This is a genomic window from Actinacidiphila oryziradicis, assembly GCF_005047355.1.
GTDB lineage: Bacteria > Actinomycetota > Actinomycetes > Streptomycetales > Streptomycetaceae > Actinacidiphila > Actinacidiphila oryziradicis.
On record NZ_SUMC01000012.1, the window covers coordinates 15,526 to 31,299 of the forward strand.

The 15,774-nt window shown below is 71.1% G+C and carries 12 protein-coding genes; 8 read left to right on the forward strand and 4 right to left on the reverse strand.

All coding sequences use genetic code 11. The features are described 5' to 3' along the window. Positions 1–20: 20 nt before the first annotated feature. From FCI23_RS15240 to FCI23_RS15255, 4 genes are all read right to left on the reverse strand, one after another. Positions 21–2,540, reverse strand: a complete 2,520-nt coding sequence (locus FCI23_RS15240; RefSeq protein WP_246143726.1) for a transglutaminase TgpA family protein — start codon at positions 2,538–2,540, stop codon at positions 21–23. A 4-nt stretch (positions 2,541–2,544) separates the two neighbouring features. After that, positions 2,545–3,915: a DUF58 domain-containing protein gene (locus FCI23_RS15245; RefSeq protein ID WP_136724423.1), complete on the reverse strand. Its 1,371-nt coding sequence runs from the start codon at positions 3,913–3,915 to the stop codon at positions 2,545–2,547. Between the two features lies 1 nt (position 3,916). Then, positions 3,917–4,915 (reverse strand): AAA family ATPase, encoded by a 999-nt coding sequence (locus FCI23_RS15250; RefSeq protein WP_136724424.1) that lies wholly within the window; start codon positions 4,913–4,915, stop codon positions 3,917–3,919. Between the two features lie 138 nt (positions 4,916–5,053). Further along, a complete protein-coding gene (locus FCI23_RS15255) occupies positions 5,054–5,587 on the reverse strand; it encodes a beta-class carbonic anhydrase (protein WP_136724425.1) in 534 nt (177 codons plus the stop codon). 216 nt (positions 5,588–5,803) lie between these two features. Here FCI23_RS15255 and mraZ point away from each other — a divergent pair, with 216 nt between their 5' ends. The 8 genes from mraZ to murD all read left to right on the forward strand — a co-directional run bounded on the left by mraZ (position 5,804) and on the right by murD (position 15,657). Continuing rightward, entirely contained in the window at positions 5,804–6,235 is a 432-nt protein-coding gene (gene mraZ / locus FCI23_RS15260; protein WP_136724426.1) for a division/cell wall cluster transcriptional repressor MraZ, read from the forward strand. 136 nt (positions 6,236–6,371) lie between these two features. Beyond that, complete coding sequence (rsmH, locus tag FCI23_RS15265; RefSeq protein WP_136724427.1) at positions 6,372–7,337, forward strand: 16S rRNA (cytosine(1402)-N(4))-methyltransferase RsmH; 966 nt, start codon at positions 6,372–6,374, stop codon at positions 7,335–7,337. Then, positions 7,334–7,753 (forward strand): FtsB/FtsL family cell division protein, encoded by a 420-nt coding sequence (locus FCI23_RS15270; RefSeq protein WP_136724428.1) that lies wholly within the window; start codon positions 7,334–7,336, stop codon positions 7,751–7,753. Before rsmH ends, FCI23_RS15270 begins: the two co-directional genes overlap by 4 nt. A gap of 229 nt (positions 7,754–7,982) precedes the next feature. Further along, positions 7,983–9,923: a peptidoglycan D,D-transpeptidase FtsI family protein gene (locus tag FCI23_RS15275; RefSeq protein WP_136724429.1), complete on the forward strand. Its 1,941-nt coding sequence runs from the start codon at positions 7,983–7,985 to the stop codon at positions 9,921–9,923. A gap of 130 nt (positions 9,924–10,053) precedes the next feature. Continuing rightward, positions 10,054–11,739, forward strand: coding sequence for a UDP-N-acetylmuramoyl-L-alanyl-D-glutamate--2,6-diaminopimelate ligase (locus tag FCI23_RS15280; RefSeq protein ID WP_246143727.1), 1,686 nt, complete (start codon positions 10,054–10,056; stop codon positions 11,737–11,739). After that, positions 11,736–13,154, forward strand: a complete 1,419-nt coding sequence (locus FCI23_RS15285; RefSeq protein WP_136724431.1) for a UDP-N-acetylmuramoyl-tripeptide--D-alanyl-D-alanine ligase — start codon at positions 11,736–11,738, stop codon at positions 13,152–13,154. The genes FCI23_RS15280 and FCI23_RS15285 overlap by 4 nt, the downstream gene beginning before the upstream one ends. Then, on the forward strand, positions 13,151–14,215 hold the full coding sequence (gene mraY, locus FCI23_RS15290) for a phospho-N-acetylmuramoyl-pentapeptide-transferase (RefSeq protein ID WP_136724432.1): 1,065 nt from the start codon (positions 13,151–13,153) through the stop codon (positions 14,213–14,215). The genes FCI23_RS15285 and mraY overlap by 4 nt, the downstream gene beginning before the upstream one ends. After that, a complete protein-coding gene (murD, locus tag FCI23_RS15295; RefSeq protein ID WP_136724433.1) occupies positions 14,212–15,657 on the forward strand; it encodes a UDP-N-acetylmuramoyl-L-alanine--D-glutamate ligase in 1,446 nt (481 codons plus the stop codon). The genes mraY and murD overlap by 4 nt, the downstream gene beginning before the upstream one ends. The last annotated feature ends 117 nt before the right edge of the window (positions 15,658–15,774 follow it).

The window sequence follows — 15,774 nt, forward strand, 5'->3', positions numbered from 1 at the left end:
GCCCGGCGAGGCTGGGCCCTCTATGCCTGCCGTGAGGGCCGCCGGAGTGCGGTGAGTGCCCGGCGCAGGGCCACGGCCCATCGCTGAGTGGTCTCCGACCAGCGGTCGGAGAGTTCCCACACCACTCGGGCGGCCGATCGTGGCATGAGCACCGCCCGGAGCCGCGTCGTCCGCCCCGTCGAGCGCCGCAGGCCCTCCCGGACCAGGCGTACGTCGTCGGCCACTCCCACCGCGGGCTGCGGCCGGGGCGCGTACATCGCCTGTTCCGCCGCGTGGCCGACCCGCATGGCGGCCTGTCCGGCGGTCTCGTCGAGGCTTCCGTCCAGGACGAGCCGGGCCACAGCCCGGCGCGGCGTCTCGGAGTCGTCGGGCAGTACGCCGTAGTCCCAGCCGGTGTCGATGAGTTCACGCCATGCCGCCAGCGCCCGGGCCCCGTTGGACGCACGCAGGTGCGGCTGCCCCGGCTCCGAGGAGCCGGGCGCCACGGGATGGCCGGGATCCGGATCCGGGCCCTGACCCCCGTTCCCGGCGGCGGACGGTCCGCTGCCGAGCCGCCGGGCCCGCACCCGCAGCCGCCACAGCAATGGCACCGCGGGCACGGCGAGCAGGAGCAGCGCCAGCAGGGAGATGCCGAGCACGTTCCACTGGCTCAGCCCGGTACTGGTGGGCCCGGGGGCCGTCGCGGTGGTCAACAGGTCGCAGTTGCCCAGCTGCTGGTCCTTGGGGGAGCAACTCGACGTGGGCGAGGCGCTGACGTTCGGCGCCTCGGTGCCGGCCTTTGACGGAGTGTCGGTGCCGGGAGCGGTGGAGGCCGGCGTCTGGTCCAACGTGTAGCCGGGGGTGGAGCCGCGGCTCGGGGTCGGCTCGAAGCGGGTCCAGCCCACGCCCTGGAAGTACAGCTCGGGCCAGGCGTGGGCGTCCTTCAGCCCCACCGAGTAAGCCCCGTCGGCCTGCAGCGTCCCGGGTGTGAAGCCGACCGCGACCCGTGCCGGGATGCCCAGCGTGCGGGCCATCGCCGCCATGGTGAAGGCGAAGTGGACGCAGAAGCCCTGCTTGTCCTTGAGGAAGCGGGTGATGGCGTCGACCCCGGTGCCGGAACGTACCGAGGTGCTGTACGTGAACAGGCCGGAGGTGAACCAGCGTTGCAGCGCGACGGCCTTCTCGTAGTCGTTCGTGGCTCCCTGGGTGACCTGGAGCGCGGTCTTGGCCACCACATCCGGCAACGACCGGGGGACTTTGGTGTATTCGGCGAGGAACTTCGCATCCGGCGCCGGGGCGTTCGCGAGTTGCGCGGCAGTCGGCTCCACGGTCCAGCTCTGCACGCTGTACTTGGCACCGGAGGTGGTCTGCCCCCGGTCGCCGATGATCGTGCGGCCCTCGGGCTCGAACCGCCAGTGCCCGCCGACGTTCACCTTCATGGCGGGGTAGGGGAGCGGCAGCCAGATCTGCTGGTAGGCGGAGCTGGCGGCGATGTTGGTGGTGACTTCCTTGATCTTCACCCCGGCGCCGAGGCCCTTCGGGGTGGGCAGCTCCTTGGGCACGTCGGTGAGCGAGCGTTTCGACGGCTGCCACTCGGTGCCGTTGAACTGGTCCAGCGCGACGATCCGCAGATAGAGGTCGGAGTTGTCGACGGCGTTCGTCTTGTAGGTGAGCACCTGCTGGTTCGAGGACTGGTTGAGATTGTCCTGCAGGGCGACCACGGGGTTGACCGCCGCGATCGTCCCGCCGCCGTTACCTATGCCGCGCCCCGCCCCGGCGGCCCCCAGCAGCCCGCCGCCCAGCGAGGGCAGTGCCACGGGCGCGACCAGCGCGATACCCAGCGCCATCGCGCCGATCCTGCGCCCGGTACGGACCGGTGCCATCGCCCCGCCGTGGGGAGGGAGTCCGGACTGTCCGCCGCTGCCCCGGTAACCGGATTGCGCGGCGCCCGCTGAGCCGCCGGACCCCCCAAAGACTCGGCCCCACCGCGAGAGCCGGTCCTGGCCCTCGGCGAGGAGCAGCAGCAGATACCCGGAGGCGGCGACCACGAAGTACAGCCACCGGCTGCCGCCGGCATCCAGCCCGGCCGCGACCGAGTACAGGGCCAGCAGCGGCAGCCCCGCCGGAGCGGCCTGCCCGTAGGTCACCGCCAGCGCGTCGACGACCAGCGCGACCACCACCACCCCGCCGACCAGCAGCAGCCGGATGCCCTCCGTCACCGGCGCCGGGATGGCGTACTGGCTGACGTCCTGCCCGCCGGCGTTCAGCAGTTGCCCGAAGTGCTCGAACACCTTTGGCCCGGGCAGCAGCCCCAGCAGCGCCTGGTTCCGCGCGAAGAGCAGCGTCAGCAGCAGCAGCGACACGGCGGTCTGCACCAGCACTGTCACCGGTCTGGGCAGCGGTGCCCGCCGGGTCAGCGCGCCGACCGAGGTCTGCACCGCCACCAGCAGCACGGCCTCCAGGATCCACCCCGTGGGGGTCACCAGCGGCAGCAGCGAGCATGCGGCCATGACTGAGGCCGCCGCCGCGCACACCGCCAGCCGGGCACGTCCGCTCAGCATCTCGTCATCCTGTTCCCGCTTCTTCGCGAGACCGGTACCGGTCCGCGCGCTGCCACAGGTCGGCGAGCACATCGCCCGCCGAGACCTGCAGCACTGTCCATCCGGCCTCGCGCAGCATCCGTACCGCCCGCCGCGCTCTGATCTCCCCGTTCCGGGTCTCCCCGTCCCCGGCGTCCGCCCCGGGCAGCGGCAGAGCGGGATACGCCGGGTCCTGTGACTCCCGTGACTCCCGTGAAGACCACACCGAGCTGTCCATGACGAAGGCGACCGCGCCCCCGGCCCGCTGCCGCATCCGGCCGACGATCGCCGCCTGCTCCTCGTCCAGGTCGCCGAGGAAGGCCACCAGCAGCCCCTCGTTGCCGGCCCGCAGGACCTCGTGCGCCCGGGACAGGCCGGCCCCGTCGGAGTGGTCCACGACCGCCAGGGTGTCCAGCATGATCCCTGCCGCGTCCGAGGCGTCGGCGCCGCCTGCCCCGTCGGGGCCCGGTACCGAACTCCCGGTGTCCGTCAGCAGTCGCACCGAGTAGCCGCGCTCCAGCATGTGCATCGCCACCGACGCCGAACCGCCCACCGCCCACTCGAACGCCGAGTCGGGCCCGGCCCCGTAGTAGGCCGGCCGCCGGGTGTCGAGCAGCACCGTGCAGCGCGCCTTGTGCGGCTGTTCCTCGCGGCGCACCATCAGCTCGCCGTACTTCGCGGTCGACCGCCAGTGCACCCGTCGCAGGTCGTCGCCGTGCCGGTAGCCGCGCGGGATCAGATCGTCCTCGCCTGCCAGTGACAGGGTGCGGGTGCGGCTCTCGCCGTACCCGGAGGCCTCGCCGCCGAGCCGTACCGCCGGCAGCGCCTCGACCTTCGGGACCACGGTCAGGGTGTCGTACGCGCTGAAGGAGCGGGTCAGCTCGCACATGCCGAAGGGATCCGTCAGCCGCAGTTGCAACGGACCCAGCGGGTACTGCCCGCGCAGATCGGAACGGACCCGGTACGACACCTCGCGGTGCCCGCCCGGCTCCACCCGGTCCAGTACGAAGCGCGGCCGTGGCCCCAGCACATACGGCACCTGGTCCTGGAGCATCAGCAGCCCGGTCGGGATCCTCGACACGTTGTCGATCCGCAGATGCACCCGCGCCTCCGACGTGGCCGGCACCCGGGACGGCGCCAGCCGCCGGCCACCCGCCACCCGGTAGCGGGTCCGGTAGAGCACCGCCACGCACACCAGCGGCAGCACCGCCAGCAGCAGCCCCACCCTCAACAGGTCCGGCTGCCCCAGCACATACGCGCACACCGCCGCCGCGATCCCGGCTGCCAGGAACGACCGCCCGCGGGTCGTCAGGCCGCCGAGCGCGGCGCGCAGCCCGCTACCGCTGTCCTCGGTCACTTCACAGCCCCCGGATGCCCGGCGGCTTGGTGGCGAAAGGATCCGGCACAGGGGTGCGCTGCACGATCTCGGCCACCACCGCCTCCGGTGTACGCCGGTTCAGCTGGGCCTGCGCGGTGGGCAGCAACCGGTGCGCCAGCACGGCGGGGACCAGCGCCTGCACATCGTCCGGGAGCACGTATTCGCGCCCGTCCAGCGCCGCCGCGGCCCGTGCGGCCCGCAGCAGGTGCAGGCTGGCCCGGGGCGAGGCGCCGAGCCGCAGATCGGGGTGGTTGCGGGTGGCGCCGACCAGCGACACCACGTATCTCTGCACGGGGATCGCCACATGCACCGTGCGCACCGCCTCGACGAGCTTGGCGATCTCGTGCGCGTGCGCGACCGGCTGCAGGTCGTCCAGCGGACTGGCACCGCCGTGCACGTCGAGCATCTGCAGCTCGGCCTCCGGGCTGGGGTAGCCGACCGAGACCCGGGCCATGAAGCGGTCACGCTGCGCTTCGGGCAGCGGATACGTTCCTTCCATCTCCACCGGGTTCTGGGTGGCGATGACCATGAACGGATTGGGCAGCTGATAGGTGCTGCCGTCGACGGTGACCTGCCGCTCCTCCATGGACTCCAGGAGCGCGGACTGCGTCTTGGGCGAGGCGCGGTTGATCTCGTCGCCGACCACGATCTGCGCGAAGATCGCGCCCGGCTTGAACTCGAAGTCCCGCCGCTGCTGGTCGAAGACGCTGACACCGGTGATGTCGGAGGGCAGCAGATCCGGCGTGAACTGGATGCGCTGTACCGAACAGTCGATGGACCGCGCGAGCGCCTTGCAGAGCATTGTCTTGCCGACACCCGGCACATCTTCGATCAGGAGGTGCCCTTCGGCCAGCAACACGGTCAAAGCGATCCGTACGACCTCGGGCTTGCCCTCGATCACGTTCTCCACCGAACGGCGGACCCGGTCCGCCGTTGCCGTGAGATCGCCGAGACCCGCTCGTGCGTCATAGGTCGTCACCCAGTACTCCTCGGCCCGTTCTTAGGGACACGGTCAGCCCTGGACCGGCCCTCCCCGACTGCGTGCCCCTCACCTCGGGCGAGGCGGCACCGCACGGAGCATTGTCTCCTTGAACTATGCTCCGCGTCACGCGTTCCGTTACGTAGTCGTGATTTCCCGCAGCAAACCGGTATGCACATCGAAGACAAAGCCTCGGACATCATCGGTGTGTGCTAGGAACGGCGAGGTCCGCACCCGGGCCATCGACTGACGTACGTCCTGGTCAACATCGCGGAAGGACTCGACCGCCCACGTCGGCCGCTGTCCGACCGCGACCTCCAATTCCGTCCGGAAATCCTCGGTGAGGGTCTCCAGGCCGCACCCCGTGTGGTGGATCAGCACCACCGAACGGGTGCCGAGCGCGCGCTGGCTGATGGTGAGCGAGCGGATGGTGTCGTCGGTGACCACACCCCCCGCGTTACGGATGGTGTGGGCATCGCCGAGCTCCAGGCCGAGCGCGGCGTGCAGATCGAGCCGGGCGTCCATGCAGGCGACGATCGCCACCCGCAGGACCGGCCGGGCGTCCATGCCCGGGTCGCGGAAGTCATCGGCGTAAGTGCGGTTCGCGAGCACGAGCCGGTCAGTGACCGACCTGTTGACGGACTCGCCGGGCTGAGGCGCGGAAATCGACATAACACTGAAGGTAAGGCGCGCGGACCGCTCCGGCCTGCGTCAACGGGCCGTGGTGTGAGGTAACCCACAGGGCTCACCATGCCTCCCCCACCAGGGTGAATCGAGCGCGGAGGCGTGCGCGGGCGCCCACGCCGGAGCGGGCCTCTCGTTGACCGTGGGGCTTAGTGGAGTAAAGTGGCGCGAAGTGGGTTGCCTGATCAACCGCAGGAGGTGCGGATGTTCCTCGGGACGTACGCACCAAGGCTCGACGACAAGAGCCGCCTTGTGCTGCCTGCCAAGTTCCGCGAGCCGCTCGCCGAGGGCCTGGTGATCACCAAGGGCCAGGAACGCTGTCTCTACGTGTGGCCGCTGGCCGAATTCCAGTCGGTGACCGAGCAGCTCCGCCGGGCCCCGCTGACCTCGAAGTCGGCGCGGGACTACATGCGTGTGCTGTTCGCCGGTGCCCATGACGAGGTGCCCGACAAGCAGGGCCGGGTCACCGTCCCGCCCCCGCTCCGCGACTACGCCGGCCTGCGCCGGGACTGCGCGGTGATCGGCGCCAACACCAGGGTCGAGGTGTGGGACGCCACGGCCTGGGAGCAGTATCTGGCAGCCCAGGAGGACGCCTTCTCCGCGTTGTCGCAGGAGGTGCCCCCGGGCTTACTCTGACGCCGCCGGCTGTACGTACGGCTCGGCCTCCTCCCGCTCCCCGTCCCGCTGGCGCTACTTCCCCGGTGCCAGAGGCCCAGCCGAGCGGGCGGGGACCCAGTGGTACGTCCAAAGACCCGAAGGACACCGGATCCCGATGAGCTCCACCCCTCCCGCCAAGCATGTCCCCGTGATGCTCAAGCGCTGCCTGGACCTGCTGGACCCCGCGCTGACCGAACCCGGCGCGGTAGTGGTGGACGCCACGCTCGGCCTCGGCGGCCACAGTGAGGCGCTGCTCGCCCGCTTCCCCGACGCCCGGCTGGTCGCCATCGACCGGGACCGCGCCGCGCTCAAGCTCTCCGGCGAGCGGCTCTCCCCGTACGGCGACCGGGCCAGCCTGGTGCACGCCGTCTACGACGAACTCCCGGCCGTCCTGGACGGGCTCGGCATCCCGAAGGTCCAGGGCATCCTCTTCGACCTCGGCGTCTCCTCCATGCAGCTCGACGAGGCCGAGCGCGGCTTCGCCTACGCCCAGGACGCCCCGCTCGACATGCGCATGGACCAGAGCACCGGCATCAGCGCCGCCGAGGTCCTCAACACCTATCCGCCGGGCGACCTGGTACGGATCCTGCGCGTTTACGGTGAGGAGAAATTCGCCCGCAAGATCGTCGACGCGGTGGTCCGCCAGCGCGAGAAGGAACCCTTCAGCAATAGCGCCCGACTGGTCGAGCTGATCCGCGAGGCCCTCCCGCAGGCCGCCAAACGCACCGGCGGCAACCCCGCCAAACGCACCTTCCAGGCGCTGCGCATCGAGGTCAACGGCGAGCTCGCGGTGCTGGAGCGGGCCATCCCGGCGGCGGTGGCGGCCCTCGCCGTCGGCGGCCGGATCGCCGTCCTGTCGTACCACTCGCTCGAGGACCGCCTGGTCAAACAGGTCTTCGCGGCCGGCGCCGCCAACACCGCCCCACCCGGACTGCCGGTGGTACCCGAGCGCTACCAGCCCCGGCTGAAGCTCCTCACACGGGGCGCCGAGCTGCCGACCGAGACCGAGATCGCCGAGAACCGCCGCGCCGCGCCCGCCCGGCTGCGCGGCGCGATGCGCATCCGGGAGGACGAGCGGTGAGCTCCGTCCGGCCCCTTACCGGCACCGCCAAACGGTCGCCCTTCGTGCTGCTCGTCGTGGTCCTGCTGGCCGGCGGCCTCATCTCGCTGCTGCTCCTCAACGCGGCCGTCAACCAGGACTCCTTCGAGCTCACCAAGCTCCAGAAGGAGACCACCCAGCTCACCGACGAGAAACAGGCCCTCCAACAGGACGTCGGCCAATACGCCGCCCCCGGCGCCCTCGACAAGCGCGCCCGCGAACTCGGCATGGTCCCCGGCGGCAACCCGGCGTTCCTCGCTCCCGACGGCACCGTCCGTGGCGTCCCCGGCTCCGCCAGCGCCCTCCCCAGCCCCACCCCCGGCCCCTCCACCAGCACCCCGTCCACCGTCGCCGCCTCCCCTCAGGCCAGCCTCACCACCCTCCAGGCCACCCCATGACCCCGCCCCGCCCTCCCGCCAGGCGCACCGCCGCCTGCCATCCGGCGCCCGGCGGTCCGCGCGCTGAACCGGCGTACGCGGCTGCCCGCCCCGCGGCCCCGGTTCCGTCCGCGGCTTGCCATGGCGCGCGGGACACAGACCGTCGCCGCCCACCCGCTTCCGCCGTTCGGCACTGTTGTGTTCCGAGTAATGGGCGGGTGGGTGGGAAAACGCACACCGGGAGCCGCGCGTGAACCGTGAACAGCAACCACCCCGCAGGCGCCCGGCACAGCGGCCACCGGCACCGGGCCGGCAGCCCGGGCGCGGCGGGCCGTCCAGGCGCCGCGTGACGCCGTCCGGGCACAGTGTGCTGCGCCTCGGCAGCCCGCGCCCCAGGCTGCGCCTGGTGTGTATCGCCCTGGCCCTCGTCCTGATGGCATTCGTGGTGCGCCTCGTACAGGTGCAGGCCGTCGACGCGGCGCAGTTCGCCTCCAGGGCGGAGGTCAACCGCAATGTGACGTACACCCTGGCTGCCGAGCGTGGCACGATCACCGACCGCAATGGTGTGGATCTGGCCAATACGGTCGACGGGTACGACATCACCGCCGACCCCCTCCTCTTCACGCCCGACCAGGCGAAGGTGAAGGACGCCCCGCAGCAGGCGGCAGCGCTGCTCGCACCGATTGTCGGCGGCAACGAGAAGACGATCGCCAAGCAGCTCGGCAACACCAAGTCCCAGTACGAGCTCATCGCCCGCCAGCAGTCACCGCAGGTGTGGAAGCAGATCAAGGACCTGAAGAGCGCGCTCGCCGACCAGGCGGTCAAGGGCAAGGGTGCCAACGTCCTGGCCGGGATCTTCCAGCAGCCGCACACCAAGCGGGTCTATCCGGCGGGCGATCTCGCGGCCGGCGTCATCGGTTTCGTCAAGTCCGACGGCACCGGCGGCGGTGGGCTGGAGGCCGAGCTCAACAAGGAGCTGGCAGGCAAGGACGGCAAAATCACCTACGCCCAGTCCGGCGGCCGGCAGGTGCCGACCGTGGGCGTCCAGGAACGGGCCGCGGAAGCCGGTACCGATGTGGAGCTCACCCTGGACCAGGACATCCAGTGGGCCGCCCAGGACGCCATCACCAAACAGGTGAAGGAGTCCAAGGCCGACCGCGGCTATGTCATCGTCCAGGACAGCCGCACCGGCCAGATCCTGGCGATGGCCAACTCACCCGGCTACGACCCGAACGACCTCTCCACCGCCAGCGCCTCCGCCCTGGGCAACGCCGCCCTGCAGGACGCCTACGAGCCCGGCAGCGTCAGCAAGCTGATGTCCATGGCCGCCGTGCTCGACACCGGCGCGGCGACCGCCACGACCAGCGTCACCGTCCCCGGCACCCTGCCGCGCGCGGACCGGGTCTTCCACGACGACGTGGACCACGGCACCTGGTACCTGACGCTCAACGGGGTGCTGGCGAAATCCAGCAACATCGGCACCATCCTCGCCGCCCAGCAGCTCGGCAAGACGCAGGCCCAGGCCAACCAGGTGCTCTACTCCTACCTGAGGAAATTCGGCATCGGACAGCCCAGCGGCCTGGGCTTCCCCGGCGAGACCAGCGGCATCCTTGCCACGGCCAAGGACTGGAACGCCTCCCAGCAGTACACGATCCCGTTCGGCCAGGGCCTGTCCCTCAATGCCCTCCAGGCCACCTCGGTCTACTCCACCATCGCCAACGGCGGCGTGCGGGTCGAGCCCAGCCTGATCCGCGGCACCACGGGCCCGGACGGGAAGTTCGTGCCCGCCGCCGCGCCCAAGAAGACCCGCGTGGTGAGCGAGAAGACCGCGAAATCGCTCACCCAGATGCTGGAGTCCGTGGTCGGTGACGAACAGGGCACCGGCATCAAGGCGCGCATCCCCGGCTACCTGGTGGCGGGCAAGACCGGCACGGCGAACCGGGTGGACCCCAAGACCGGCACCTATCGTGGCTACACCGCGTCCTTTCTGGGATACGCCCCCGCCGACAACCCGCGCGTCACCGTCTCCTGCGTGATCCAGAACCCGACCAGTGGCAGCTACTTCGGCGGCCAGATCTGCGGTCCGGTCTTCAAGTCCGTCATGGAATTCGCCCTGAAATCGCTCCAGGTACAGCCGTCCGGTAGCAAGGCGCCCAATCTGCCGGTCGAATTCAATCCGGCGAAACCCTGACCCGCGTCCGTGAGGGGACGATCCAGTGAGAGACGATCCAGTGAGATCAGTCACACCGAACATCGGCCGCCCAGGACCGGGCCTGAGTCCTTTTGGCCCCGAGCCCGGCCCGCCCGGTACTCTCACCGCCGTGTCCCACCCTGATCAGTTCCCCCCCGGCAAACGCCCGCCCGCAGCCCCGGGCGGCACTCCCCGCCCGGCCCAGGTCCGTCCCAAGCCGCTGGCGGAGCTCGCGGAGCAGCTGGGCATCGAGCCGCCGGCCGACGGAGCTCCCGCGACCGGCATCACGCATGACTCGCGGGCGGTACGGCCCGGCGATGTGTACGCGGCGCTGCCCGGCGCCCGGTTCCATGGTGCGGACTTCGCCGCCCAGGCCGCCACCTCCGGCGCGGTGGCGGTCCTGACCGACCCGGCGGGTGCCGACCGGGCTGCCGCGACCGGGCTGCCGGTACTGGTGGTCGGGAACCCCCGCGGGCGGATGGGCGCGCTCGCCGCCGCCGTCTACGACGAGCCGGGCGCGGACCTCCTCCAGATCGGCATCACCGGCACCTCCGGCAAGACCACCACCGCCTACCTCGTCGAAGGCGGTCTGCGGGCGGTGCACGGCCGTCATACGGGACTGATCGGCACCGTCGAGTCGCGGATCGGGGACGAGCGGCTCAAGAGCGAGCGCACCACCCCCGAGGCCACCGACCTCCAGGCGCTGTTCGCGGTGATGCGGGAGCGCGGCGTGGAGTCGGTGGTGATGGAGGTTTCCAGCCACGCGCTCGTACTGGGGAGGGTGGACGGTGCGGTCTTCGATGTCGCCGTTTTCAACAACCTCAGCCCCGAGCACATGGAATTCCACGAAGGGATGGAGGACTACTTCCAGGCCAAGGCGCGGCTGTTCACCCTGAGCCGCAGCCGCCTCGGAGTGGTCAACATCGACGACGCCTACGGCCGCCGGCTCGCCGCCGAGGCCGAGGTGCCGGTCACCACCTTCTCCGCCGCGGGTCATCCCGGCGCCGACTGGCGTGCCGAAGAGCTTGAGATGGGGGCCCTGGGCTCCACCTTCACCGCGGTCGGCCCCAAGGGCGAGCGGGTCGCCGCCGCCGCCCCGATGCCAGGCCCCTTCAACGTCGCCAACGCGCTCGCCGCGATCACCGCGCTGGTCACCGCCGGGATCGACCCCCAGACGGCCGCCGACGGCGTCGCCGAGGTCCCCGGCGTCCCCGGCCGCCTGGAGCGGGTCGACGCGGGGCAGCCGTATCTCGCCGTCGTGGACTACGCGCACAAGACGGACGCCGTTGAATCGGTGCTGCGGGCGCTCCGCGAGGTCACCGAGGGCCGGCTGCACATCGTCATCGGCTGCGGCGGCGACCGTGACCGCACCAAGCGCGCCCCGATGGGCGCCGCCAGCGCCCGGCTCGCCGACACCGTCGTACTGACCTCGGACAACCCGCGTTCCGAGGACCCGCTGGTGATCCTCTCGGCAATGCTGGCGGGCGCCATCGAAGTGCCTCCGGACGAGCGCGGCCACGTCATCGTCGAGGGCGACCGGGCCGCCGCCATCGCCACCGCCGTCGCCCGCGCCCGGCCCGGCGACACCGTGCTGGTCGCCGGCAAAGGCCATGAACAGGGCCAGGAGGTCGCCGGAGTCGTACGTCCGTTCGATGACCGTGAGGTGCTCGCCGCAGCCATCCACGCCGCAGGACCCCACTTCGCCCCACCCCCGGCATGCCAGGAGGCCCCGTCCGGAGCGGATCCGAACGCAAGAATCGGCTCCACGAAGCCGGCCGCAGGCCATACGCAGTCGTACGACAAGGACCAGCTGTGATCCCACTCACCCTCGCCGAGATCGCATACGCGACCGGCGGGAGCATGCATGACATACCGGACCGCGAAACCCGGGTCACCGGGCCCGTGGTCAGGGACTCCCGAGAGGTGGAGCCCGGCGCGCTGTTCGCCGCACTGTCCGGGGAGCGCGTGGACGGCCATGACTTCGCCGCACAGGTCGTGGCAGCCGGAGCGGTGGCGGTGCTCGCCGCCCGGCCCGTCGGCGTGCCCGCGATCGTCGTCGACGACGTACAGGCGGCGCTCGGCAAGCTCGCCCAGCACGTCCTCGGGCGGCTCAAGGCCACCGTCGTCGCGCTCACCGGCTCGACGGGCAAGACCAGCACCAAGGACCTCATCGCACAGCTCCTGGAGCGCCTGGGACCGACGGTCTACACGCTCGGCTCGTACAACAACGAGATCGGCCTGCCGCTGACCGCCCTGCGCGCCGAGGAGTCCACCAGGCACCTCGTCCTGGAGATGGGCGCCCGGGGCATCGGGCACATCAGCTACCTCGCCTCCCTCACCCCGCCGCGCATCGGCCTCGTGCTCAACGTCGGCACCGCGCACATCGGCGAGTTCGGCGGCCGGGAACAGATCGCCCGGGCCAAGGGCGAGCTGGTCGAGTCCCTGCCGGCCGACGGCCTGGCGGTGCTCAACGCCGACGACCCGCTCGTGCGCGCCATGGCGACCCGTACCAAGGCGAGGGTGGTCCTGTTCGGCGAGGCCGAGGACGCCGAGGTAAGCGCCGAGAATGTCCGGGTGGGCGACCGGGGACAGGCGGCCTTCACGCTCAGAACACCCTCCGGGTGCAGCGAAGTGACCTTGCGCCTGTACGGTGAGCATCACGTGTCGAACGCGCTCGCCGCGGCTGCCGTCGCCCGTGAACTGGGCATGTCCACCGAAGAGATCGCCACCGCGCTCTCCGAGGCGGGAACGCTCTCCCGCTGGCGGATGGAAGTCACCGAGCGGCCGGACGGCGTGACGGTGATCAATGACGCCTACAACGCGAACCCCGACTCCATGAGGGCGGCTCTCCGAGCACTCGTCGCCATGGGCAGTGCCTCGCGGGCACAAGGGGGCCGCACGTGGGCGGTGCTCGGCGAGATGGCGGAGCTGGGCGGGGAATCCCTCGCCGAGCACGACGCGGTCGGGCGGCTCGCCGTCCGGCTCAACGTCAGCAAGCTCGTGGCGGTGGGCGGTGTGGAAGCCGCCTGGCTGCAAATGGGCGCCTATAACGAGGGTTCGTGGGGTGAGGAGTCGGTGCACGTGTCCGACGCTGAGGCGGCGATCGACCTGTTGCGCAGCGAGTTGCGCGCGGGGGACGTCGTGCTGGTGAAGGCATCGAGGGCAGTCGGCCTGGAGCGGATCGCGCAAGCGCTGCTCGACTCGGCCGAGGGCGAGGTCGCCGCCCGATGAAGCAGATTCTCATCTCCGGTGTGATCGCGCTCTTTCTGTCCCTGGTCGGCACTCCGGTGCTGATCAAGCTGCTGGCCCGCAAGGGCTACGGCCAGTTCATCCGCGACGACGGCCCGCGCGGCCACCACAGCAAGCGCGGCACGCCCACCATGGGCGGTATCGCCTTCATCCTGGCCACGATCATCGCGTACGTGGTCACCAAGGTGGTCACCTCCGACAGGCCGACGATGTCCGGTCTGCTGGTGCTCTTCCTGTTCGCCGGGATGGGCCTGGTCGGCTTCCTGGACGACTACATCAAGATCGTCAAGCAGCGGAGCCTCGGCCTGCGGGCCAAGGCGAAGATGGCCGGCCAGCTCATCGTCGGCATCACCTTCGCCGTCCTGGCCCTGAACTTCTCGGACGCCCGCGGCCAGACCCCGGCTTCCACCCGGCTGTCCTTCACCCAGGACTTCGGCTGGACGCTCGGGCCGGTGATCTTCGTCATCTGGGCGCTGTTCATGATCCTGGCGATGTCGAACGGGGTGAACCTCACCGACGGCCTCGACGGCCTGGCCACCGGCGCCTCCGTGATGGTCTTCGCCTCGTACACCGTCATCGGTATCTGGCAGTACGGCCAGACCTGTTCCAGCGTGGTCACCGCCGGCGCCGGCTGCTACGACACACCACATCCACTCGACCTCGCCGTCGTCGCCGCCGCGCTGATGGGCTCCTGCTTCGGCTTCCTGTGGTGGAACACCTCGCCCGCCAAGATCTTCATGGGCGACACCGGTTCGCTCGCGCTCGGCGGCGCACTGGCCGGGCTGGGAATCCTCACCCGCACCGAGCTGCTGCTCGCCATCCTCGGCGGCCTCTTCGTCCTGATCACCATGTCGGTGGTCATCCAGGTCGGCTCCTTCCGGCTCACCGGCAAGCGGGTCTTCCGGATGGCGCCACTGCAGCACCACTTCGAACTGAAGGGCTGGAGCGAAGTGCTGGTCGTGGTCCGCTTCTGGATCATCCAGGGCATGTGCATGGCCGTCGGCCTGGGCCTGTTCTACGCGGGCTTCGTGGCGGCCCAATGAGTACGTCCCCGGTGAGTACGGTCGAGGAACTGGCCGGGCGGCGCGTCACCGTCGCCGGCCTCGGGGTGAGCGGCGTCCCCGCCGCCAAGGTGCTGCAGGGCCTTGGCGCGGACGTCACCGTCGTGGACGGTGCCGACGGAGAGCGCCCGCGAGCCCAGGCCGCCGAGCTGGAGGCGCTCGGCGTGACCGTGCGCCTCGGCGACGGCGCCACCCTGCCCAAGGGCACCGAGCTGATCGTCACCACCCCCGGCTGGAAGCCCAGCAGCCCGCTCTTCCTGGCCGCCGCCGAGGTCGGCGTCCCCATCTGGGGCGACGTCGAACTGGCATGGCGCCTGCGCGGCCGGAACGGCGAGGTTCCAGCGCCCTGGCTGGCGGTCACCGGCACCAACGGCAAGACCACCACCGTCCGGATGCTCGCCGCCATCCTTGAGGCCGCGGGCCTGCGCACGGCCGCCGTCGGCAACATCGGCGTCTCGCTCCTGGACGTCGTACTCGCCGACGAGCCCTACGACGTCCTCGCCGTCGAGCTCTCCAGCTACCAGCTGCACTGGGCGTCCTCGGTGCGCGCCCACTCCGCGGTCGTCCTCAACCTGGCCCCCGACCACCTCGACTGGCACGGGTCGATGGAGGCGTACGCCGCCGACAAGGGCCGTATCTACGAGGGCAACCAGGTGGCCTGCGTCTACAACACCGCCGACCCCGCCACCGAGGCCCTGGTCCGCGAGGCCGACGTCGAGGAGGGCTGCCGGGCGATCGGCTTCACCCTCGCCAGCCCCGGGCCCTCCGAACTGGGGGTTGTGGACGGCATTCTGGTGGACCGCGCTTTTGTGCCGGACCGGCGTTCGAACGCCCAGGAGCTCGCCGAGGTCTCCGACATCAGCCCACCGGCCCCCCACAACATCGCCAACGCCCTGGCCGCCGCCGCCCTGGCCCGCGCCTTCGGCGTGGAACCCGCGGCCGTCCGCGACGGCCTGCGCGCCTTCCGCCCCGACGACCACCGCATCACCCATGTCGAGACCGTCGACGGCGTCGAGTACGTCAACGACTCCAAGGCCACCAACACGCACGCTGCCGAGGCGTCATTGGCCGCCTACGAACACATCGTCTGGATCGCCGGCGGCCTCGCCAAGGGCGCCGCCTTCGACGACCTCGTCACCCGGTCCGCCAGGCACCTGCGAGCAGTGGTGCTGATCGGCGCCGACCGGGCCCTCATCCGCGACGCCCTCGCGCGACACGCCCCCGAGGTCCCGGTCGTCGACCTCGACCGCACCGACACTGGTGCGATGGCGGCAGCCGTCCGGGCCGCCCATGAGCTGGCGCGGCCCGGTGACACCGTCCTGCTCGCCCCGGCCTGTGCCTCCATGGACATGTATCTCGACTACAACCAGCGCGGCGACGTCTTCGCGGAGGCGGTAAGGGACCTGGCAGCCACCGCGCAGTAGCCGGAGCGATCCGCACCCAGGAGGGCACATGACGGCCGACGGCTCTTCATCCCGCCGCGACGGCGCGAGCCGCGGCGGCGGGGCTCGGCGGTCCAGGAACGACCGCGGCTACCGCGG

What these genes read in the sequence shown, in the direction of transcription:
- FCI23_RS15255 (WP_136724425.1), bottom strand. Translation starts at nt 5,587, where the DNA reads ATGTCGATTTCCGCGCCTCAGCCCGGCGAGTCCGTCAACAGGTCGGTC.
- FCI23_RS15240 (WP_246143726.1), bottom strand. Translation starts at nt 2,540, where the DNA reads ATGCTGAGCGGACGTGCCCGGCTGGCGGTGTGCGCGGCGGCGGCCTCA.
- rsmH (WP_136724427.1), top strand. Translation starts at nt 6,372, where the DNA reads ATGAGCTCCACCCCTCCCGCCAAGCATGTCCCCGTGATGCTCAAGCGC.
- murD (WP_136724433.1), top strand. Translation starts at nt 14,212, where the DNA reads ATGAGTACGTCCCCGGTGAGTACGGTCGAGGAACTGGCCGGGCGGCGC.
- mraY (WP_136724432.1), top strand. Translation starts at nt 13,151, where the DNA reads ATGAAGCAGATTCTCATCTCCGGTGTGATCGCGCTCTTTCTGTCCCTG.
- mraZ (WP_136724426.1), top strand. Translation starts at nt 5,804, where the DNA reads ATGTTCCTCGGGACGTACGCACCAAGGCTCGACGACAAGAGCCGCCTT.